Source organism: Maribacter algicola, assembly GCF_003933245.1.
Classification (GTDB): Bacteria; Bacteroidota; Bacteroidia; order Flavobacteriales; family Flavobacteriaceae; genus Maribacter; species Maribacter algicola.
Genome location: NZ_QUSX01000002.1, coordinates 799,566 through 820,337, shown reverse-complemented (window position 1 = coordinate 820,337; position 20,772 = coordinate 799,566). Strand labels below are relative to the sequence as shown.

Genomic DNA, 20,772 nt, shown 5'->3' with positions numbered 1-20,772 from the left:
AACTATTTGGCAACTTTCAAAACCACACCGTCAAGAGAGTCGCCAATTTCAAGTTGACAACAAAGACGACTGTATTCATCAGCATTGTCATCGAGTTCCAACATATCGGTTTCGGTTTCGCTTGCCGGTCCTGTTTTTGTCATATCCTCAGGTTTTACATGAACATGGCAGGTGGCACAAGAACATACACCGCCACAATCGCCATCGATTCCTTTTACATTGTGTTCGACCGCTAATTCCATTACGGAGCCTGAGGTACCCTCTAATTCAATTGTTTCATTATCACTGGTAATAAAGGTGATTTTTGCCATTCTTCTTATTTTGTTAATCGGTTAAATTTTGCATTCAGATAATCGTAACCTACTTTTCGTTTTATTTCTCCTAGTTCTTCGATATTTTCTTTAAAGTCAAACAGTTCAATGCTTTCTACTTTTTTGGCCAACGTGCCCAATAAAACCCGCATGATCTGTCGCGCATGTGAAGCACCTAGACAATTGTGATGACTAAAGCCAAATCCTACATGTGGATTTATTTTTCGGTCAACGACTATTTGATTCGGATTTTCAAAAACCGAGGCATCACGGTTTGCAGATGCCCAACAAAGTGAAACTCGAGTATCTGCTTTTACGGCATGCTCACACACATATGTATCTTCGGTTACCACGCGACCTATTTGCGTTAATGGGGAAAAATAGCGAATCATTTCTTCAACCGCCTTCCCGATAATTTCGGGTTCTTTTCGAAAGCGCTCTAAAGATTCTTGATGCCCCGATAAATATACAATTGCATTAGTAACGGCATTGATAATGGTATCGCGCCCTCCTGCAAAGGTTAATACCATGACTCCTTTGACTTCTTCTTTAGTCAATTTTTTTCCGTCGACTTCTGAAGCCAAAAGCAAAGAGTACAAATCTTCACTAGGGTTTTCGATCGCTTTTTCGATTTGACCATCAATATACTTATAAAGAATATTGGCCTTATCTCCGTCTAAGGCAGTGTCTTCACTTCGGAAAACATGCGTTCCCCAAGAAATCCATGTTTCGGCTTCTTTGAAAGGAATATTCAACAATAACGTCAATGCCCGAGATTGTAAAATAAGGGCGAACTCTTCAATCACCTCAACCTGGTCTCTAATTAACGTTTCCTCAACCAATTCGGCGATTTGAGCGGTCAGTTTTTCAGTATATTCCTCTTGCAACGGTCTCTTGAACCAAGGCTCAATCAAAGCCCTATAAACACCATGAACCGGTGGGTCTAGTTCGAAAGGTATCTGACGTGTTTTTCGAATGTTGATCTCTGAGGGAACGACTATGCGACCCGGTACTGCGGCAGATGTAAAGGTTTTATAATTATGCGCCGTTTTTCGAACGTCCTTATGGCGCAGTATCATTTTGACCGGGTCTTCTTGGTCGTCCATCTCTTCAAACCCCTTTTCCAAACGTGCTTTTTCAAACGGGTCGAGCAGTTCATATTTTTCCATCATATGATCATTTATAGGTAGCCTAAATTTTTTCTTTAACAAAAAAAATAAAAATTTACATTCTAGAAATATACTATATCATCATATAAGTAAACTATTATGTTAATATAAAGCGTATTTTTATGGATTAAGTATTAAATAGCATATGAATCCTATATTAGAAGCTATTCCTTTAGGAAAAGAAAAATCTATTCTTGGATTTCAATATGAAGCACCCAATTTTGAAACCCCTTGGCACTTTCATCCACAACACGAACTGACCTATATCGAAGAAAGTGTCGGAACAAAGTTGATAGGGGACTTTGTGGGACCCTATGAACCAGGTGAGTTGGTCTTGCTTCATTCGAACCTTCCCCATTGTTGGAAAAATATCAATACCAGTGAAAAAGAATCAAAGTCTATTGTAGTGCAATGGAACAAAGGAATTTTTTCGAAAGTACCCGAACTGGACGCTGTTTTTGACATGTTACGGCAGGCTTCGAAGGGAATTTTGTTCGACAAAAAGGATTCAGCCAGACTTTTACCATTACTTCAAAATTTGCCGTTTCTTGAGGGTTCTGAATTGTATATGCAACTTCTACAGCTTTTAACCCAGCTTTCAAAATGTTCTTATGAAACTATTTCAGCGTCAAGTTTCATGAACGACCTGCCCACCGAGCATGGGAGTCGCATGTCAAAAACGCACGATTTTGTAGCCAATAATTACCAAAGAAAAATCTTTCTCAAAGAATTGGCCGATTTGGTCAATATGTCAGAACAATCATTTTCTCGCTTCTTTGTCAAAATGATGGGGCGTTCTTTTTTTACTTTCTTAAACGAATATCGTATCAATATGGCGGTTCGAATGCTCTTGGATACCGATTACTCCGTTTCGCAAATTGGTTATACCTGTGGATACGAGTCTTTGCCTTTTTTTTATAAACAATTCAATAAGTTCAAGGGAAGCTCCCCGTTGGTGTATCGGAAAAGATACCGAAAGTATTGAATTAAAACACTTTTTCCATGCAAATTCATTTCATGCGCTTTCACCACTTTAAATCGATTTGTATTTCTATTCAAGGATTTGATTGGCCATTTTAATTCATACTCTTTATGCGAACTTGATACGAAAGTAGAATTTTAAGTAACCTAATTTTTAGGGTTTCCCTAAATAGTGCCAAGTAAAGCATCACGATTTTACGAACTAAAGTTCGCACAAAATTTTATGGAACTCCTCTTTCTATTTAAGTACCATCTGAGAATTTAGGTACACAGTACCGAACCAAGAAGAATTATTTTATAGGATATTGGATTACCATATATAGTTTATTGCGAATCCTTTATGGGCCAATGCTTATCCATTCGTTCCACATCACGCCTTTCGTATTCTTTTTTGAGTAGCCAGCGAGGGCGTTCAAGAGTGGTCTCCCAAGCGAATAATTCTTTATACATTTTCAAATAACGCTCTGGTTCGGCAGCCGCCAAATTGTTTAATTCTGCTTCATCATCTGGAAGATAAAAGAGTTCTGCTGGTCGGTCAGGAAATCGTATTAACTTCCAATCTCCTTTGCGCATCGCGGCTCGTGCATCTCGTTTCCAAAATAACGTTTCATGGGGGCGTTCTTTATTCTGTCCATTTATATAGGGAAGCAAATCCACTCCGTCAATATCTTTTATATCAGTGGTGTTGCCGCCAGCTGCCATGTAAAAAGTTGGCAGCAAATCGAAAGTGCATATCGGTTTCGTATAGGTTGTATTTGGAGTAAGCTTCCCAGGCCACTTCATGAGAAAAGGAACTCGTATGCCGCCTTCCAAGTGGGTCGCCTTTATGCCACTTAATGGAAGATTACTTGATGCATTCGCATCTGTAGGACCCCCGTTGTCATTGGTAAAAACCACTATAGTATTATTATCTATTCCCAACTCCTTGAGTTTATCCAATACTTTACCCACAGCTCTATCCAAAGCCAGACTCATCGCGGCCACGATTTTCCGCTTACCGGTCAATTCTGGAAATTTAGCCAAATCTTCTGGTTTGGCATCCATGGGGGTATGCACCGCATTGAAGGAAAGAAATGCAAAAAACGGTTTATTCGCTTTTGCATTTTTTTTAATGAACAGTAAGGATTCATCCGCCAAGGCATCGGTTAGATACCCTTTGTGTTCTTCGAAATTGCCAAAACCACGTTCCATTTTATTCATATGGTCTTTTGGTTCTTCCGTATATTCAAAGTAACTCCGAGCGCCACCACGAAATCCGTAGAACTCATCAAATCCTCTTTTTGTTGGATGGAACCTGTCCGCTCCACCTAAATGCCATTTCCCATAAATTGCAGTGGCATAGCCTTGTTTTTTCAGGTAATCTGCCACGGTAACCTCCTCAACGGGGAGGCCCATTTCAGTTCCATCGACTGCCGAAACTTCGCTCATATAGGTTGGGACATTGTTCTCCTCATACCCAAAACGATATTGCGATTTACCCGTAATTAGTCCTGCTCTTGAAGGACCACAAGTTGGATGCGTCACATAGGCCTGCGTAAAGCGAACGCCTTCGGAAGCTAATTTGTCCAAATTAGGAGTTATCATTTCTTTACTACCCTGAAAACCAAAATCGGCATATCCAGCATCATCCGCAAAAAGTAAAATGATGTTGGGTTGTTTTTTGGTTTCCGAAGTAGTTTGTTGCTGTGCAGAACATCCTAAAGGGATATAAACTGCTAGAAATATGATTAATAGCTTTTTCATTTTTTAGTCTCTATTGATTCAAGAATACTCTTAATCCGAACAGGCTGATTTGCATCAATTATCTTGTACTAGCTTTATTTTAACCCTAAATGAATACGCATAAATATTCAAGGTTAATATTTGGCTCTTTCTTGCTTATTCCGAACTTTTCTTGCTTCGAGCTTCTTTTTGTTTTTCGCTCAGGCCTTGCCTATAATAGACATCCGGCGCATGATTCACTCGATGTTGTTTCATTTCAGGGTCATGAACATCCTGACTGAGGTCGCAATCAAAACGCACCAATTTAGAACTGAACTTGTCCCAGTCGTTGGTGACGTTAATGAAATGGGCCAATCCCCAAGTAATTCCCCGTCCGTCTTTTGTATTGGTAAAAGCATCAGGTACATGTGGTGCAGCGGCATAGGGCATTAATTCAGTTATGGAAGCTATTTCAAAATTCACCCAATCTTCTGCATATTGCACCGTATTGTGTTCGGGGCCATCTTTATAAACCAAAGCGGCGACACCTTTTTTAAAAGGAAAAAGGGATGTTTCATGTCCTGAGGTTATTAAGGGATTCAAAGGATGTTTGGTAAACGGCCCCAAAGGATTGTCTGCAATTGCCAAGCCTTGCATTCTTACCAGGTCAGGTCTTTCCCCAAAATCGGATTTATAATAAATATAAATTTTACCATTATGGATAAGCGGATAAGGGTCGTGAATGGAATTCATGTCCCATTCGCCTTCAGCACCATTGGGAATAACGATTTGGTTGGTGGGTGTCCACGGACCATCAGGGGAATCGGCATAGGAAACCGCAACCGGGCAATCGTCGCCCCCGTTCTTTCCCGATGCTACCGAAAAGGCCTGATAGTATAAATAGTATTTCCCTTTCCATTCTAAAATATCGGTAGTGGTAACCGACCGATGACCAACGTTGGGAGCAGGTGGTCTTGGTATTGCCACGCCTTGTTCTTCCCAAGTAAAACCGTCTTCGGAGGTCGCATAGTAAATGTCCGCCAAATCCCAATCCGATGACGGAATTGTATCATTTGATTTATGCGCGTTGGGAATGCCAACTGGTGGAACAGGAGTTTCGCGATGGGTGTACCAGACATAATACTTTCCATTATGGAAAATAGTCTTAGATGGGTCACGCCGTGATATGGTACCGTCATGGTCATTATAATCAAAACCCTCGAGTTTGGTATATTTAAACTGACTGAACAATTCGTTTTTCTCAGGTCGGGGTGAGGGGTAATCGGTATAGATGCGTTCCATTGCCGCGCTCATGGCTCTGTTTGGCTTTTTATCGGGTAAGTGAAATGGAAATCCCTTTTGGTTTTTGATATTTTCTTCTTTAGGTAAGTCTTTTTCCTGCTTGCAAGAAAACAGAATCAAGGTGCATATCAAAAGAAACTCAATTGGCTTATTCATGTGGTGGTTTTAAGAGGCTTACGCTTTTTTTTGTGCTAGAACATTGTTAAAAATACACCTTTGGATTGTGCCAAATCTTACTTATTTCGAAAATTTGCGTGTTATCATGATAAAGACCTATATGGCAAACCAATCAACCGATGATTTTTTTTGTCTTATAATTTTAATAGTTTGAATTGATTATCATTCCGGCATGGGTAATTTAACTTTGTCTCTACGTATAATTTAAATATAAACAACTCTCCATGCAGGTGAATCTTATGAAACTAGACAAAAAATGAACAGCTTCTTTTTCTGGGGCAACCGTTATGTGTTGACGTTATTCCTATTAGAATCACTTTAAGGTTCAATCTATAAATAAATTAGGGAGAAAAAGAGAGATTTCAGGAATTAGCGTAACCAATATCAATACCAAGAAACTTACCATCAAAAATGGAAATCCGGCTTTACTCACTTTTCCAATGGATACTTTTCCGATGCTGGATGCTACAAAAAGACAGACGCCTACCGGTGGTGTGGTAAGCCCAATAATTAAGTTTAAAACCGCGATTACGGCAAAATGTAAGGGATCTACATCAACAGCCAGGGCCACCTTTAATAAAATGGGGAAAAGTATAAGTAAGGCGGCAATCGTTTCCATAAACGTGCCGACCACGATAAGCAGCAGATTGATCAGCAGCAATACGACATACTTATTCGAGCTAAAACCTAAAATCTCGCTTGAAATGGTCTGGGGTATTTGTTCGGTTATTAAAATCCAACCGAAAAGGTTAGCAAATCCCACGAGTATCATTAGTGAGGACGAGGTCTTTATAGAATCAAGTAATACGACTTGTACATTTTTAAAATTCAATTTTCCATAAACAAACCTTCCAATGATAAGGGCGTAAATAACGGCGATTACAGAAGCTTCTGTAGGGGTAAATATGCCGCCAATAATACCGAAAAGAATAATAAAGGTCATTAACAGTGACCAAAAAGTGTCAACGAACCCATGGGCAACTTGGGAAAAGCTGCTTCTTGCATGTTTTGGGTATTTTTTTTTCACAGCGATAACATAGGCAACTAACATCAACCCAACCCCTAACAATAACCCTGGTAGTGCCCCTGCCAAAAATAGTTTCCCAACCGACAATCCACTCAAGGTTGCCGCAATAATCATGGGTACACTTGGGGGGATGATAGGCCCCACGGTAGATGAGGCCGCTGTAATGGCGCAAGAAAAATCAGCATCGTAACCTTCCTTTTTCATTGCAGGAATCATAATTGATCCCAAACTTGCGGTATCTGATATGGCAGTGCCCGATATTCCGGCAAAAAGCATGGAGGCGCCAACATTGACCAAAGAGAGTCCACCCCGTATATGGCCCAACAAATGATTGCAAAAGGTGATTATTTTTGCGGTAAGACCACCTTGGTTCATCAGGTTGCCCGCCAAAATAAAACCAGGAATGCTCAATAACACAAAAATATCAATGCCGGAATACATTTTTGCGGGTACTACGATCAATGGCGTTCCTTTTAAAACTAGGTATACCAGACACGATAATCCCAATGCAAAGGCAATGGGATATCGCAAGACCAAACAAGCAACAAATATGACCACCAAAATCCAGATCATCGCTTGCGGTTTTTTAGGAGTGAATTAATTTCTTTCAAGGAGTAATAACAAAGCGATAGGGCCATAATTGCCATGCTGAAAAATGCAAAGGCCATAGGAAACTCCAGACTAGGTGATTTTTCTCCCATGCCCAACCTGATAAGCGGCACCGTGTAGATCAAGACCACCAAAAACATCAAAAAAGTACATATCGGAACTAGCAGGGTCAGCACCTTTTTAAATTTCCGATTGAACTTATTATAGAAGGTATCAAGGAAAACAAAGTAATTGCTTTTTAATGCGAGGCCAGAAGCAAAGGAAATCGCATAGACAAAGAACAAACGCGAAGCTTCCTCTGTCCATGACGGGGCACTTTCGAGAAAAAAGCGAGCAAAAATCTGCAGTAAAACAGCACCTAAAAAGCCCAGGGTCGCCCATAAAGTTCCCATTTTTAGAAATCTACCAATAGCTCTGTTCAAAATCATATCGTTATTTTAATTGCACCCTGATTTGATGATATACCTCTTGCATTTCAGGGGTAAGGCTATTATAAATACCTTTTTCGGATTTTTGGACGAAGGCCTCCTTGTCCACTTCGATAAACTCCATTCCTTTAGCTTTTAATTCTTCTTGCACTTTTTTCTCATTTTCTAGAAACATCCGGTGCTCATATTCAATCATATTTTCTGCGGCATTCAAGAAAATTTCTTTAAGATCCGTTGGTAATTTTTGAAATTGCTTCTCGCCAATTACTGGATATACCCAACTTACTACATGACTTGTAAGGTTCAAATATTGTTGTACCTCGGCAAATCCCATATTTTTTATCATGGCAAAAGGGTTTTCCTGTGCCTCAATTGTGCCTTGTTGTAAAGAAGTAAAAACCTCAGATAAGGCCATTGGTGTTGGTTTGGCCCCTAAGATTCTCCAAGCAGTCACAAAAGAGGGTACATTGGGCACACGTGTAATCAGGCCTTTTAAATCATCAGGATGTCTTATCGGACGGTTTGAGGTCAAATGCCTGTTTCCCCTCATAAAATAACCCAATGGTCGTAAACCTTCTTTTTGAATCATTTCTTCCTCGATTCTTTTGCCGAGAAAACCATTGACCACCCGCTTCATTTCAGTACTGTCTTTGAATAAGAAGGGCAGTTCACAAAAAACCAGGATTTCGTTCCAGTTACTGAGCGTTGAACCCGTGGTGGTCATATCGATCACTTCGGTTTTAATGAGCCGAATCGCCTCCATTTCTTTGGCCAGTTGTTCAGATGGGTACACTTCAACCTTGATTCTTCCGTTAGAACGCTCTTCGAGAATTTCACCAAAATAAATAAAGGCTTTCGTCCATGTATGATCTTCACTGGGAATCAGGGCAGCGCGAAATAAAAACTCAGGTTCATTGGCAGGCTTACATGAAACGAAACCCAAGATGAGAATGGTCCATAGGAATGGAAGATAAAAATGGAATTTAACGTCTCGCATGAACGATTTGCCTTTTCTCGAAGTTATCAATTTTTATTTATCCCAATATTCATCGATAACTTTTTGAATATGCGGATAGTTGGCATCCGTTTCATTTAAATCTTCACGCATCGTGAATAATTGCTTTTTCAAGTCGTCGATTATTGCCCTGTTTTCAGGTTTGTTGTACGTATTGTTCATTTCTTTGGGGTCTTTGTTTAAGTCATAAAATTCCCAGGCCGGGGGAGTATGGTTGCTAAAATCATTACCCCAACTTTCTTTGTTCCAAACTACATTAGGGTCATCGGTATTGACCCAATATTTTCCGTAGTAAAAGATCAATTTGTAATCTTTGGTACGGATGCCAAAGTGCGCGGGATTTTGATGCCTATGCGCCAAGTGCATCCAATACCGATAGTAGGTGGCTTTTTGCCAATCTTCGGGTTCAGTTCCCGTTTCTAGAATCGATTTAAAACTTTTGCCCTGCATATATTCGGGAGTGGTACCGCCTGCCAATTCAATAATTGTAGGTGCGAAATCAGTATTATTAATTATGGCATCAGTACGACTTCCCGCTTTAATTTTTTCAGGATAGCGAACGAAAAATGGCATACGCATCGATTCGTCGTACATCCAACGTTTATCGATATAATCATGTTCACCGAGCATAAAACCTTGGTCTCCTGTATAGACGATTATTGTGTTTTCAAGAAGCCCTTCTGTTTCCAGATAATCCAACAAACGCTTGATATTATCGTCGACACCTTTTACACAACGCAGGTATTTCTTAAGGTAATCTTGATATACTTTACTAGTATATTCTTTTTCTGCTGCATCCATTTCCCATTTTACCAACTCTTCTTGACCAATGTCCTTCGCATTTCTATATTGCTTGTAGATGGTGCTGTCATTCCAGTAAATATTCATTGCCTGATTTCGGATGACATTTCTGTGTGAGACAGAAGAACCGATAATTCTAGTCAAAGAATCATTTTTTCCACGTACTGCCACTGAGCCGTGATTTCCGATTTCATACAGGCTTTCAGGTTCGGGAATAAAAGTATCCGCTAAGTAATTCTCATATCGTGGTGCATACTCAAAATCATCGTGCGGAGCTTTAAAGTGGTGCATCAGGAAAAAAGGTTGGTCTTTGTCTCTTTTATTTTTAAGGTAGTCCAAAGTTGCGTCCATTATCATATCAGAGGAATGTCCTTTTGTTTGAACCACATTTTTAGGCCATAATTTTTCTCCTTGAACCCTGAACTCGGGGTCATAATATTTTCCCTGACCAGGTAATACCTGATAATAATCGAAAGCAGCGGGCTCATGATGTAAGTGCCACTTTCCAACAATAGCCGTCTGGTAGCCCAATTTTTTCATTTCCTTTGGGAAGTATTGCTTCTCAGGAGCAATGGTACCCTCTAAATCTAGTACTCCATTGGTTTGTGCTCGTTGGCCAGTTATGATTGCCGCTCGACTAGGAACACAAATCGCATTGTTCACGAAGGCATTATCAAAAATCATCCCTTCTTTGGCCAACTTATCTAGATTGGGTGTAGGGTTCAAACCTGCCAACCGACTTCCATAGATTCCAAAACCTTGGGTGGTGTGATCATCTGACATAATATAAATGATATTTGGTTTTTGAAGAGCTGTCTTTACCTGCTCACCGCAAGAAACTAAATGGAATAAAAAAAGTAAAGGAAATAATTTTTTCAAATAGGTCATGTTACGCTATTTTTAGTGTTAAAAATACCTAATGTAATCCTAAGATAAGGGTAAAACCTAACCATTTTCCATGACAAATGAGTCTTTGATAGGTTCCTCAATCGAACAAAACGTTTTGTTCGATTGTCCTTGATTAATAGGCCTAATTTGAAAGCTAGACCCGCTTCAATTTTACCTGAGGGGCGTTTGGGGCGCAATCCATTGACCGACATACAGGTTTTATCTTTATCGCCGAACACGTCATGCCTGTGGTTAAAAACCGCTTTTTCACATTGTAACATTTACTTAAGCTTCCCATTCTTATACTTTGGCACTTCCCCGTCTTAGTTCGATACCACTTGGTTATTGCTTTGAGTGGTTACAAAACCTTTATCGAAAATATAGTCCTTTCCCTCTCATATATGAGACCAGCAAACTCCGGCATATAAATTCACCTAATCAATAACCGGTCAACATACCTCCATATTAGGCAAATAGCGTGTTCTTATATATTCGCCATTCAATGTAAAGAATTTGAAAGATTGATTGTTTGTTAATGCACATACCAGTATAAGATCAACTTTATCGCGATAACCAATCGTAACCCATGAGCATTTGAGAGGTTGTAATTTGAATCCAAAACCAAATTTTCTTTCCCTCCCCAATGTCGTATGTATTCACCTCTCTTTTTGTACTAAATGATATGATCCATTCCGTAGCCATCTGTCATGTAGCAATCCTTAGTTGAACCAATAGCTAACTCGGTTGGCCTAAATGGGTCGCTAGGTTGAGAAATCCTTATGGTCTGCGGATGACCGATATCGAAAAGTACTTTTCCATCAGTGGTTGTTTTGCTTACCCGCCCGTTATGAGGTGTCCATTCTCCTTTTTTTGTTCAGGTGCCAGCCAGAATCGGAGCCAAAGATAGAACCGCCCCCTATTAACTTGGTCGAGCAAATGGCCATATTCATAGCTCAAAACTTCACATAACCCATCAAAGTTGCTGATGTAGCCCATGCCGTTGGGATTCACCCGGATTATGCAAATACCATTTTTAAAAGGACCTATGACAAATCTTTATCCAATTACCTCGTTCAGCAACGGGTATTATTCGTGCAAAGAAGACTTTCCATCACTTTGGATCCAATTACTTTCATTGCCTATGAGTCCGGTTTCAATTCCATTAGCAGATTTAATTCCAGTTTTCTGAAACTCACTGGCATGACACCAAGGGCGTATCGAAAAATGTTTCAGGTTGTTCTGTAAAACGAACGATTTATGACACTTTGAATAGCACATTATTTAAGGCATATTTAGTTCAGTCTTACTGCTAATGATTAGCGTTTAATTTTATACAAGAATGTCTGTCGTGGAAAAATTAAATTCAAATCAATTCATACTGTTTTGATACTCTTTTCATAAATTTAAGTTACGAAAGCGTCAAAACGCTGATAGACATGGCCTTACACGTGTCCTTTTTTATAAAAATTGTTGTAATGATTTGATTTTCAATTGAATGTGGCCTACGGTTCTAACTCTGCCACCCCGACAAAAAGGGTGTCAAAAGGCACCAAAATTGTACTAATCTTGATTTCCTCCCATATTTAGGTACCGGTCATAACTAGGGAATCAGGGCTATTGTCATACATTTTGATATACGCCTTGGGGTCTATATCCCCTCATGAGCTATGTAGTGAGGTCTTAATTTAGTACATGTTTATCCCGTTTTACCGAAAATTCAAAATTAGGGTAATTATGGTAAATTTATATTTAACTTAAAATTATAAACCCGACGGTTTTAGATTTGTAAAGTGCAGAATAACAGTATTTTATATGATTTAATTAGTAACCGCATACGCTACCGTATACGGTAATCACCAAAAAAATAAACCGTTTACCATGAATGTAAGTAATTCATTGTCAACGGCTTAATTTGTAGCGAGAGAGGGACTTGAACCCTCGGCCTCCGGGTTATGAATCCGACGCTCTAACCAGCTGAGCTACCTCGCCATGGCATTTTTTGCGGCTGCAAATATAGAGTTTAATTTTTTGTTCATCAACATTAGTAGGCTAAAAAATAATAAGCTTCTTTTATTTTTTAATCATGTAGAAATATATATATTGGGCGCATAAAGATGATCGAATGAGCGATAAAATTAAATTTGAGATAGAATACGTTATACAATCCTCCCCCCAGTTGTTGTACCAATATTTGGTGACTCCCTCTGGACTTTCAGAGTGGTTTGCCGATAATGTCAATTCCAGGGGTGAAAAATATATATTCATTTGGGACGGTTCTGAAGAAGAGGCCAAACTACTTAAAAGGAAATCAGATGAATTTGTACGATTTTCTTGGGCCGAAAGTGACGATGGATCATATTTTGAAATGAAAATCATTGTGGACGAAATAACAAAGGACGTTTCCTTGTTCATTACCGATTTTGCGGAGGAAGACGAAGTTGACGAGGCAAAAATGTTATGGGAAAATCAAATATCCGATTTAAAGCAGGTACTTGGTTCAAAATAAAATTCCCCTAGTAAACCGTATCTTTGGGCCTTTAATTTAAAGGCCTTTTTTTATGATAAATTTTAATGGTGAACTGTATAGGGATCACGATACTATTTTTAATCAGGACAATCGTGGTTTTTTATACGGTGATGCTCTTTTTGAGACTATTCGAGTCGTAAATGGCCATATTTATTTTCTTGAAGATCATTATTTTAGACTCATGTCTTCCATGCGGATTTTACGTATGGAAATCCCCATGAATTTTACGATGGAATTTTTTGAAGATGAAATCAAAAGGACCACGCTGGCGAACGAAAATGCCCAAGCACATAGAATCCGCTTTTCCGTGTTTAGAAATAATGGGGGGCTATATACGCCAAAAACCAATGATACTTCCTACCTGGTGAGTGCCAAAAAATTAGAAACCCCGTTTTACGTTCTGGACGGATTACCTTATGAAGTTGAACTTTTTAAGGACTTCTTTGTGAATAAGGACATGCTCTCCAATTTAAAAACGAACAATAAGGTCCTACCTGTGGTTGCAGGAATTTATGCCAAGGAGAATGATTATGCGAATTGTTTGTTGTTGAACCTTGAAAAATCGGTAGTAGAGGCCATCAACGGAAATTTATTCTTGGTTTCCGGGAATACGATAAAGACACCACCCCTAAAGGATGGTTGTTTGGATGGTATTATTCGAAAGAAATTGATTTCTATATTGAAGGATGATGAACATCTAAATGTTGTGGAGGAAAGCATTTCTCCTTTTGAACTTCAAAAGGCAGATGAAATTTTTATTACCAATACCATCAGCGGCATTATTCCAGTGACCAAATATCGCAAGAAGGAGTTCAATTATGAAATTGCAAAAAAGCTTGTGGGAAGATTGAATGCCATTGCCCGTTTGGTTGTTTAATTAAGACTAGGGTTTTCTGGGGCATTGGACCATAGAAGATAATCCCCACCTAGTTCCAACATTTTTTCCTTCCAAAAAGCCCCGGACGATTTTTTGATGATTTGACTTTGGTATTCGTTTTTGACGACGATCCAAGACTTGGACAAAAGTTCTTTGTCCAACTGAAGGGACGACCATCCTGAGTAGCCTAGAAAAAATCTGATATCGTCTTCGGAAATGATATGATTATTTATAAGGTCGACGGTTTTATCAAAATCCCCGCCCCAGTATATACCATCGGATATTTCCACACTATTATCAATCAAATGCGGCACCTTATGTATAAAATATAGATTGTCCTGCTCAACGGGCCCGCCATTATAGACTTGAAATGGCTTGGAGATTTCAGATATAAGATCGCTAATTTGATACTCTAGAGGCTTGTTCAGAATAAAACCAACCGAACCCTCTTCATTATGTTCTGCCAATAACACCACAGATCTATTAAATGAAACGTCTCCGGTCAACGAAGGTTCTGCAATTAACAACTTACCTTTATTTGGCTTCAAATGGACCATTTTTAGCTACCTGATATTATCTAAAATAATACAATTCCTGTTAATTAACCAAATAGAAAACAAAAAAAGGCACTTAAGAAGTGCCTTTTAATATGATAATCTTGCGATTAATTAATTTACTGCATCGCTTAGCTCAGAACCTGCCTTAAACTTAACAACGTTTTTAGCCGCGATTTGGATAGTTTTTCCAGTAGATGGGTTTCTACCTTCTCTTGCATTTCTTTTGGAAACGGACCAAGACCCGAAACCAACTAGAGAAACTCTATTGCCCTTTTTAAGAGCACCTTCAACATTTCCTAAGAAAGACTCCAATGACTTTTTAGCCGCTGCTTTAGTGATGCCCGCGTCTGCTGCCATTGCATCGATCAATTCTGTTTTGTTCATAATCTGATTAAATTAATTGTTGTTAAAAAATTTTAAACCTAGAACAAATTTATATGGATTTACGACCAACACAAGTAAATCAGGGGCAAATCCCTTATTTTGTTGATAACTCAAGAGGTTTGTTGATAAAGTAAGGCTTTTTTTACTTCTTCAGCCATCCCAATAGGGACGGGGCTTCAGCCAATTTTGGCATTTTGTGATAGATTAAGTCCGTTCAATAGGTCAACAACATTCATTTTTCTTTTCCCTTGAAGCTGTATTTCCAACAAATTCAAGAACCCATTCTTAACGGCGACCTTTAGTTCCTTTTTGTCAACAATCAACGTCCCGATCTTAAAATCGTGCGCTTTCTTTTCTTTGGAAACCTTATATATTTTTATATCCAACGGCTCCCCTTCATCGGTTAGAGTACTCCATGCGGCGGGGTAGGGGCTAAGCCCCCTAATCATATTATAAATGTCGTCCATGGGAAGGTTCCAGTCGATTTTACATGTATCCCTATGTATTTTATGGGCCACTTTTAAATCGCCGGTATTTTCCTGTACCTTGGAACCTAAATTACCGTTGGCGATCCTATCCAGTGTTTCTAGAACGGCATTGGCACCCAGTACCATTAATCTGTCATGTAAGGAACCCGCGTCCTCATCGGCATGGATTTCTGTTTCCTTTTGAAGTATGATGGCACCAGTATCTATTTTTTCATCTATCAAAAAAGTGGTCACCCCGGTCTTTGTTTCCCCATTGATGATGGCCCAATTGATAGGAGCCGCACCCCTGTAATCTGGCAACAGGGACGCATGAAGGTTAAATGTCCCTAATTTAGGCATTTGCCAAACCGCCTTGGGCAGCATTCTAAAAGCAACTACTACCTGAAGGTTGGCGTTCAAATCCTTTAAATCCTTTAAAAAGGCTTCGCTTTTTAGATTGGTGGGTTGTAAGATAGGAAGGCCATTTGCCATGGCATATTTTTTTACTGCGGATTCATTCAATTTTCTTCCGCGCCCAGAAGGTTTATCCGGGGCCGTTACCACGCCCACAATGGTATGGTTGGCTTTAACGATGGTATCCAAGATCCCCACGGCAAAATCCGGGGTCCCCATAAAAACAATTCTTAATTCTCGCATGAGATGATTTTATATTCATTTTTGTCGTTAATCATGACAACGCCGTCTTCCAGTAACTCTTGTAGGATCATCAACAAGGAATCTGGATTGCATTTTAGCAAAGTTACTAATGATCTTGAGGAAGCTTCCCTGTTTTTAAGCAAACCAATCGTCCTATGTTTCAAATCCATTAATTCGTCCCTTCGATCCTTTTTTTGTAAACACACATCGCAAATACCACACGGCAGTAAATCTTTCTCACCAAAATATTGCAATAATTGTTTGCCTCTACATACCTTATCTGTGTCTATATATTGCAGCATTGCCTCGACCTGGGCCTTTTTCAATTGGTTCTGTTCCTGTATGTTTTTTGCAAACCGGTTGATGGTCTGGTCATCTTCCCTTGGTACTAAAAAGGTTAGTTCCAGGTCACTGTGTGATGCATGGTATTCAATTATTTCATCCTTATCAAGAATTTCAAGGTGCTCCAATACCTTTTTTTCGGGATAATTCAGTTTTTTGGCCAAATTAAAGGTGTTTATTACCGTATGGTTTTCAAAAATTCCACCATAGGTCCTCAATATCAATTTTACACTATCGTCCAAAAAGCTATTCGTTTTCAAGTATTCCAAAAGCGAATCCTTGGAACATATAAATTGCACACTGGACATGCGATTGAAAGATTCTGATAGGGCGATGACAGAATTTCTATCGAGTATTTTTAGTGTATTGTACGTAATTAGGGTGTTTAACTGATATACATCACAGAACTCATTGAAATTTAGACGGAAAGCCTCATTGCTTCCCTCGCCGTAGGCGATTTGAAAATAATTGCTCAATTTCCTATAGATGAACTTTACCATGGCAACATCAGGCAAGACACTAAGAAACTGCTTTCTTGCAAGTTCTTCATCCGTCTTATTGGTAAATAAAATGGCCTCTGCCATCTCACCGTTCCTTCCGGCCCTTCCGGCTTCCTGAAAATAATTCTCGATACAATCCGGTATCTGATAATGTACGACCAGGGAAACATCCGGTTTGTCAATACCCATTCCAAAGGCGTTGGTCGCTACCATGACCTTAATTTCATTTTGTAGCCAACTTTTCAATTTGTCCCTTTTATCCTTTTCTGGAATCCCTCCATGGTAAAAGGTTGCTGAAATGCCGCTTTTAGTTAAATAGGTACTTATTTCCTCCGTCACCTTGCGTGACCGGGTATACACGATTCCGCTACTTTTAAGTTGTTTACAATAGTGCCTTAATTGAAATCGCTTGTCTTCATGGGTGTCTACCTTAAAGGATATATTTTTTCGTGAAAAGGATTGCTTTTCAATTAAAGGGTTTATTAATTCCAATTGTTCAACTATATCCGTTACGACTTTTTGGGTGGCCGTTGCTGTCAAGGCAATCATGGGGACTTCGGGGTGTAGTTCCCTTAAAAGCTGACATTTTAGGTACGCCGGACGAAAATCGTGTCCCCATTGCGAAATACAATGCGCCTCGTCCACCACAAAAAAATTAACGTCCATCTGGCGGATCCGCTCTTGGACCATCTCTTGCTCCAAGCGTTCCGGGGACACATATAAAAACTTATAACCACCATACACGCAATTGTCTAGGATATCATTGACTTCTTCAAATTTCAGGCTTCCGGTCATCCCTATGGCCTTTATTCCAAGACTTTTTAATTGGGATACTTGGTTTTGAATCAATGAAATCAAAGGGGAAATAACAATGCAGATACCATCGGTTGCCATGGTGGGCACTTGAAAACAGATGGACTTTCCTCCTCCAGTGGGCATTAACGCCAAAACGTCCCTACCGTTCATGATTGAATCTATAATATACGCTTGAGGGCCCTTGAATTGAGGATAGCCCCAATATTCCCTTAGTACTTTATGTGGTTCCAGGCTCACTTATCCCTTTGTCCGTTTTAATATAAAATTCAATCGTTCCGCTACGCTTCCAAAAGGCACTTCTAGAATATCATATTCCAAGGAGCGATAGGTCTCCTCAAGATGGATGTGTAAGTCTACAGCTTGGGGGTAGCTCTCTAACCGTTCATTGTCTTGTACATAGATTTCTTCCCATGGGGGTAGGATGAACACTTGGTCATACCGATTGTTTTTGCAAGCATCCTTAAACGCCGTGTCATAGGCCTGTCCAAAATAATCCATATAGGCTAGGACATCCGGCATTCCTCGATCATAAAAAAGTAGTTCCCTTTCTACGTTTTCGGCTTCTTTAAAATGGTTCAATCTACCTTGTAAAAGAGCGCGGTTAAAGGAAAGTGAATCGTCCACAAAATCAATGGGATTGCTAAGAATTATATTTGGTTCTTGATTTTTTTTTGCCTCAAGGGTCATGGTTCGAATAATTTCATGGAAACAATAGTACCCTGAATTTTCCAAAGATCTTATTACCGAAGTTTTTCCAGTGCCAGGGGCGCCTGTTATAACAATCCTTTTGAAGTCCAAAAAAAAATAGATTTATCCTGTAAAAATACGGAAACCTTAGGTATTAAAAAACTAGGCATTTCCCCGTATCTTTGTAAAAAAAATGAAGTAATGGCGGAAAAGAATTCTGATGCGTTTTACAGTAAATTAAAAGATCAGTTAACGGCCACAAGTTCATGGCCTTCCAATTACCTGTATAAGTTCATTGTGTTGTCAGACCAAGAAAAAATTAAGGCCATCCACAAAATATTCGATAATATGGGGGCGGTAATCGAATCCAAAAAGTCCAAGAAAGGAAAATATACTAGTGTGTCGATTACGGTTAACTTAAAGAACCCAGATGAAGTCATAGCCAAATACAAGGAAGTAGGTGCCATAGAGGGTGTAATCTCGTTGTAAAATAGTATTTCACCAATAATTTTATTAATTTGCAGGCGTTAAGAGAATACTTCTTCAGACTATTAAAGATAATTTTCCCAATTTGGATTTAGTAAATAACCTCGAATACAATACAGAGCGTCCCCAATTGATTATTCCTGAATATGGTAGGCATTTTCAAAAAATGGTGGATTATGCCGTAAGTATTGAAGATACGGCCGAGCGTAATCGCGTGGCGAACTCAATTATCAGTGTTATGGGCAACTTACAGCCCCATTTGCGCGACGTACCGGACTTCCAACATAAACTGTGGGACCAGCTATTTATCATGTCCGATTTTAAACTGGACGTGGAATCACCTTTTCCCATTACATCAAAGGAAATGCTACAGAAGCGCCCTGAACCTTTGGACTATCCACAAAACTTTCCCAAATACCGATTCTATGGGAACAATATCAAACGTATGATCGATGTTGCCGTTCAGTGGGAAAAAGGGGATAAGCGTTCCGGTTTGGAATATGCTATCGCCAATCATATGAAAAAGTGCTACCTCAACTGGAATAAGGAAGTTGTGGACGATACCGCCATATTCAATCATTTGTATGAGCTCAGCAATGGCGAGATAGATCTTGCCGCTAAAGGCGAAAACCTTACGGACAGTGGGCAATTCCTTAAGAACAAGGTCGCTAAAACTCCTAGGTCAAACGCCGGTAAAAAGAATAGAACTAATAATCGCGGTAAAAAACGCTACTAAACTTCCATTTTAAAGATGGGAACATTTAAGATCGAAGGTGGTCACCCCCTCTCCGGTGAGATAACACCACAAGGTGCAAAGAACGAAGCATTGCAGATTTTGTGTGCCGTCCTTTTGACATCTGAAAAAGTTACTATAAACAACATCCCAGATATTGTCGATGTAAACAAATTGATATCCCTTTTGGAAGACCTTGGTGTCAAGATTCAAAAGAAGGGCAAGGGTTCTTACACCTTTAAGGCAGACGATATCAATCTGGATTATTTGCAATCAGACCAATTTAAAAAAGATGGACGGAGCCTTCGAGGTTCCATAATGTTGGTTGGTCCTTTATTGGCCAGATTTGGCAAGGGTTATATACCCAAACCTGGTGGGGATAAAATTGGGAGAAGACGTTTGGATACCCATTTTGAAGGCTTTATAAAGCTAGGGGCCAAATTTAGATACAACCGGGAAGAATATTTTTATGGGGTAGAGGCCAAGGAACTCAAGGGTACCTATATGTTGCTGGATGAGGCCTCGGTTACCGGTACAGCCAATATTCTTATGGCCGCTGTCTTGGCTAAAGGTCAAACGACTATTTATAACGCCGCTTGTGAGCCTTATCTACAACAGCTCTGTAAAATGCTCATTAGGATGGGCGCCAAAATATCAGGTGTTGGTTCCAACTTGTTGGTCATTGATGGTGTGGAAACACTGGGGGGAACGGAACATACCATGCTGCCTGACATGATCGAGATCGGAAGCTGGATCGGCCTTGCCGCCATGACCAAAAGCGAGCTTACCATAAAAAATGTAAGTTGGGACGATTTGGGACAGATACCCACGGTTTTCAGAAAACTGGGTATACAACTAGAACGTAGAGGGGATGATATTTATATTCCTAAGCATACAAACGGATATGAAATCCAGAATTATATCGATGGATCTATTTTGACCATTGCCGATGCCCCATGGCCAGGACTGACACCAGACCTGCTCAGTATTATTTTGGTGGTAGCCATACAGGCCAAAGGGGAAGTGATCATTCATCAAAAAATGTTCGAAAGCCGATTGTTCTTCGTAGATAAACTATTGGATATGGGCGCCAAGATTATCCTTTGTGACCCGCATAGGGCGGCCGTGATGGGACATAATTTTAAGTCTACCTTGAAAGCGACCACCATGACCTCTCCAGATATTAGGGCAGGTGTCTCCTTATTGATTGCGGCTCTTTCCGCAAAAGGGACTTCGATTATCCATAATATTGAACAAATCGATAGGGGGTATGAGAATATAGACGTAAGACTGCGGGCTATCGGTGCTAAAATAGATAGAATCTAATCCT

At 39.7% G+C, this 20,772-nt stretch carries 20 protein-coding genes and 1 tRNA gene; 7 read left to right on the top strand and 14 right to left on the bottom strand.

The window, feature by feature from the left end; genetic code table 11:
* Positions 1 to 2 precede the first annotated feature (2 nt).
* Both DZC72_RS12895 and DZC72_RS12890 read right to left on the bottom strand, forming a co-directional pair.
* Complete coding sequence (locus DZC72_RS12895) at positions 3 to 311, bottom strand: 2Fe-2S iron-sulfur cluster-binding protein (RefSeq protein ID WP_125223323.1); 309 nt, start codon at positions 309 to 311, stop codon at positions 3 to 5.
* Between the two features lie 5 nt (positions 312 to 316).
* Positions 317 to 1,483, bottom strand: a complete 1,167-nt coding sequence (locus DZC72_RS12890; protein ID WP_317127144.1) for a cytochrome P450 — start codon at positions 1,481 to 1,483, stop codon at positions 317 to 319.
* A 142-nt stretch (positions 1,484 to 1,625) separates the two neighbouring features.
* On the opposite strand from DZC72_RS12890, the gene DZC72_RS12885 reads away from it, so the two are divergent.
* On the top strand, positions 1,626 to 2,465 hold the full coding sequence (locus DZC72_RS12885; RefSeq protein ID WP_125223322.1) for an AraC family transcriptional regulator: 840 nt from the start codon (positions 1,626 to 1,628) through the stop codon (positions 2,463 to 2,465).
* Positions 2,466 to 2,785: 320 nt separating this feature from the next.
* Here the strand turns inward: DZC72_RS12885 and DZC72_RS12880 are convergent, their stop codons facing one another.
* From DZC72_RS12880 to DZC72_RS12855, 6 genes are all read right to left on the bottom strand, one after another.
* The gene (locus tag DZC72_RS12880; protein ID WP_125223321.1) at positions 2,786 to 4,204 is read right to left on the bottom strand and encodes a sulfatase; all 1,419 of its coding nucleotides are present in this window, start codon (positions 4,202 to 4,204) and stop codon (positions 2,786 to 2,788) included.
* A gap of 135 nt (positions 4,205 to 4,339) precedes the next feature.
* A complete protein-coding gene (locus DZC72_RS12875) occupies positions 4,340 to 5,620 on the bottom strand; it encodes a glycoside hydrolase family 117 protein (RefSeq protein ID WP_125223320.1) in 1,281 nt (426 codons plus the stop codon).
* Positions 5,621 to 5,966: 346 nt separating this feature from the next.
* A complete protein-coding gene (locus tag DZC72_RS12870) occupies positions 5,967 to 7,241 on the bottom strand; it encodes a TRAP transporter large permease (RefSeq protein ID WP_125223319.1) in 1,275 nt (424 codons plus the stop codon).
* On the bottom strand, positions 7,238 to 7,705 hold the full coding sequence (locus DZC72_RS12865; RefSeq protein WP_125223318.1) for a TRAP transporter small permease: 468 nt from the start codon (positions 7,703 to 7,705) through the stop codon (positions 7,238 to 7,240). The genes DZC72_RS12870 and DZC72_RS12865 overlap by 4 nt, the downstream gene beginning before the upstream one ends.
* 4 nt (positions 7,706 to 7,709) lie before the next feature.
* Entirely contained in the window at positions 7,710 to 8,702 is a 993-nt protein-coding gene (locus tag DZC72_RS12860; RefSeq protein ID WP_125223317.1) for a TRAP transporter substrate-binding protein, read from the bottom strand.
* Positions 8,703 to 8,735: 33 nt separating this feature from the next.
* A complete protein-coding gene (locus DZC72_RS12855) occupies positions 8,736 to 10,304 on the bottom strand; it encodes a sulfatase family protein (protein WP_394340650.1) in 1,569 nt (522 codons plus the stop codon).
* A gap of 1,077 nt (positions 10,305 to 11,381) precedes the next feature.
* Here DZC72_RS12855 and DZC72_RS18115 point away from each other — a divergent pair.
* Positions 11,382 to 11,654, top strand: a complete 273-nt coding sequence (locus tag DZC72_RS18115) for a helix-turn-helix transcriptional regulator (RefSeq protein WP_125223727.1) — start codon at positions 11,382 to 11,384, stop codon at positions 11,652 to 11,654.
* A 670-nt stretch (positions 11,655 to 12,324) separates the two neighbouring features.
* Here the strand turns inward: DZC72_RS18115 and DZC72_RS12845 are convergent.
* Positions 12,325 to 12,398: transfer RNA gene (locus DZC72_RS12845), tRNA-Met, on the bottom strand.
* 133 nt (positions 12,399 to 12,531) lie between these two features.
* Between DZC72_RS12845 and DZC72_RS12840 the strand changes: the two genes are divergently transcribed.
* Together DZC72_RS12840 and DZC72_RS12835 are read left to right on the top strand one after the other, a co-directional pair.
* On the top strand, positions 12,532 to 12,915 hold the full coding sequence (locus tag DZC72_RS12840; protein WP_125223315.1) for an START-like domain-containing protein: 384 nt from the start codon (positions 12,532 to 12,534) through the stop codon (positions 12,913 to 12,915).
* A 52-nt stretch (positions 12,916 to 12,967) separates the two neighbouring features.
* Positions 12,968 to 13,813 (top strand): aminotransferase class IV, encoded by an 846-nt coding sequence (locus DZC72_RS12835; protein ID WP_125223314.1) that lies wholly within the window; start codon positions 12,968 to 12,970, stop codon positions 13,811 to 13,813.
* Here the strand turns inward: DZC72_RS12835 and DZC72_RS12830 are convergent.
* The 5 genes from DZC72_RS12830 to DZC72_RS12810 form a co-directional block, all read right to left on the bottom strand.
* On the bottom strand, positions 13,810 to 14,370 hold the full coding sequence (locus DZC72_RS12830) for a YqgE/AlgH family protein (protein ID WP_125223313.1): 561 nt from the start codon (positions 14,368 to 14,370) through the stop codon (positions 13,810 to 13,812). The genes DZC72_RS12835 and DZC72_RS12830 overlap by 4 nt on opposite strands.
* Before the next feature lie 111 nt (positions 14,371 to 14,481).
* Positions 14,482 to 14,754: an HU family DNA-binding protein gene (locus tag DZC72_RS12825; protein WP_125223312.1), complete on the bottom strand. Its 273-nt coding sequence runs from the start codon at positions 14,752 to 14,754 to the stop codon at positions 14,482 to 14,484.
* 176 nt (positions 14,755 to 14,930) lie between these two features.
* Positions 14,931 to 15,878 carry a methionyl-tRNA formyltransferase gene (gene fmt / locus DZC72_RS12820; protein ID WP_125223311.1) on the bottom strand — a complete coding sequence of 316 codons (948 nt, stop codon included), beginning with the start codon at positions 15,876 to 15,878 and terminating at the stop codon, positions 14,931 to 14,933.
* Positions 15,866 to 17,773: a RecQ family ATP-dependent DNA helicase gene (locus tag DZC72_RS12815; RefSeq protein WP_125223310.1), complete on the bottom strand. Its 1,908-nt coding sequence runs from the start codon at positions 17,771 to 17,773 to the stop codon at positions 15,866 to 15,868. The genes fmt and DZC72_RS12815 overlap by 13 nt, the downstream gene beginning before the upstream one ends.
* Positions 17,774 to 18,334 (bottom strand): AAA family ATPase, encoded by a 561-nt coding sequence (locus DZC72_RS12810; protein ID WP_125223309.1) that lies wholly within the window; start codon positions 18,332 to 18,334, stop codon positions 17,774 to 17,776.
* 90 nt (positions 18,335 to 18,424) lie between these two features.
* Here DZC72_RS12810 and DZC72_RS12805 point away from each other — a divergent pair, with 90 nt between their 5' ends.
* The 3 genes from DZC72_RS12805 (at position 18,425) to murA (ending at position 20,768) form a co-directional block, all read left to right on the top strand.
* Positions 18,425 to 18,712: a DUF493 family protein gene (locus DZC72_RS12805; protein ID WP_125223308.1), complete on the top strand. Its 288-nt coding sequence runs from the start codon at positions 18,425 to 18,427 to the stop codon at positions 18,710 to 18,712.
* Positions 18,713 to 18,794: 82 nt separating this feature from the next.
* A complete protein-coding gene (locus tag DZC72_RS12800; RefSeq protein WP_099546416.1) occupies positions 18,795 to 19,445 on the top strand; it encodes a DUF4290 domain-containing protein in 651 nt (216 codons plus the stop codon).
* A gap of 15 nt (positions 19,446 to 19,460) precedes the next feature.
* Entirely contained in the window at positions 19,461 to 20,768 is a 1,308-nt protein-coding gene (gene murA, locus DZC72_RS12795) for a UDP-N-acetylglucosamine 1-carboxyvinyltransferase (RefSeq protein ID WP_125223307.1), read from the top strand.
* Positions 20,769 to 20,772: the final 4 nt, after the last annotated feature.

Bases quoted from the DNA above. Each gene is read 5' to 3' on its own strand.
- DZC72_RS12870 (WP_125223319.1), bottom strand. From the start codon at position 7,241: ATGATCTGGATTTTGGTGGTCATATTTGTTGCTTGTTTGGTCTTGCGA.
- DZC72_RS12875 (WP_125223320.1), bottom strand. From the start codon at position 5,620: ATGAATAAGCCAATTGAGTTTCTTTTGATATGCACCTTGATTCTGTTT.
- DZC72_RS12855 (WP_394340650.1), bottom strand. From the start codon at position 10,304: ATGTCAGATGATCACACCACCCAAGGTTTTGGAATCTATGGAAGTCGG.
- DZC72_RS12865 (WP_125223318.1), bottom strand. From the start codon at position 7,705: ATGATTTTGAACAGAGCTATTGGTAGATTTCTAAAAATGGGAACTTTA.
- DZC72_RS12885 (WP_125223322.1), top strand. From the start codon at position 1,626: ATGAATCCTATATTAGAAGCTATTCCTTTAGGAAAAGAAAAATCTATT.
- DZC72_RS12890 (WP_317127144.1), bottom strand. From the start codon at position 1,483: ATGATGGAAAAATATGAACTGCTCGACCCGTTTGAAAAAGCACGTTTG.
- fmt (WP_125223311.1), bottom strand. From the start codon at position 15,878: ATGCGAGAATTAAGAATTGTTTTTATGGGGACCCCGGATTTTGCCGTG.
- DZC72_RS12840 (WP_125223315.1), top strand. From the start codon at position 12,532: ATGAGCGATAAAATTAAATTTGAGATAGAATACGTTATACAATCCTCC.
- DZC72_RS12860 (WP_125223317.1), bottom strand. From the start codon at position 8,702: ATGCGAGACGTTAAATTCCATTTTTATCTTCCATTCCTATGGACCATT.
- DZC72_RS12895 (WP_125223323.1), bottom strand. From the start codon at position 311: ATGGCAAAAATCACCTTTATTACCAGTGATAATGAAACAATTGAATTA.
- murA (WP_125223307.1), top strand. From the start codon at position 19,461: ATGGGAACATTTAAGATCGAAGGTGGTCACCCCCTCTCCGGTGAGATA.
- DZC72_RS12880 (WP_125223321.1), bottom strand. From the start codon at position 4,204: ATGAAAAAGCTATTAATCATATTTCTAGCAGTTTATATCCCTTTAGGA.
- DZC72_RS12825 (WP_125223312.1), bottom strand. From the start codon at position 14,754: ATGAACAAAACAGAATTGATCGATGCAATGGCAGCAGACGCGGGCATC.
- DZC72_RS12835 (WP_125223314.1), top strand. From the start codon at position 12,968: ATGATAAATTTTAATGGTGAACTGTATAGGGATCACGATACTATTTTT.
- DZC72_RS12805 (WP_125223308.1), top strand. From the start codon at position 18,425: ATGGCGGAAAAGAATTCTGATGCGTTTTACAGTAAATTAAAAGATCAG.
- DZC72_RS12830 (WP_125223313.1), bottom strand. From the start codon at position 14,370: ATGGTCCATTTGAAGCCAAATAAAGGTAAGTTGTTAATTGCAGAACCT.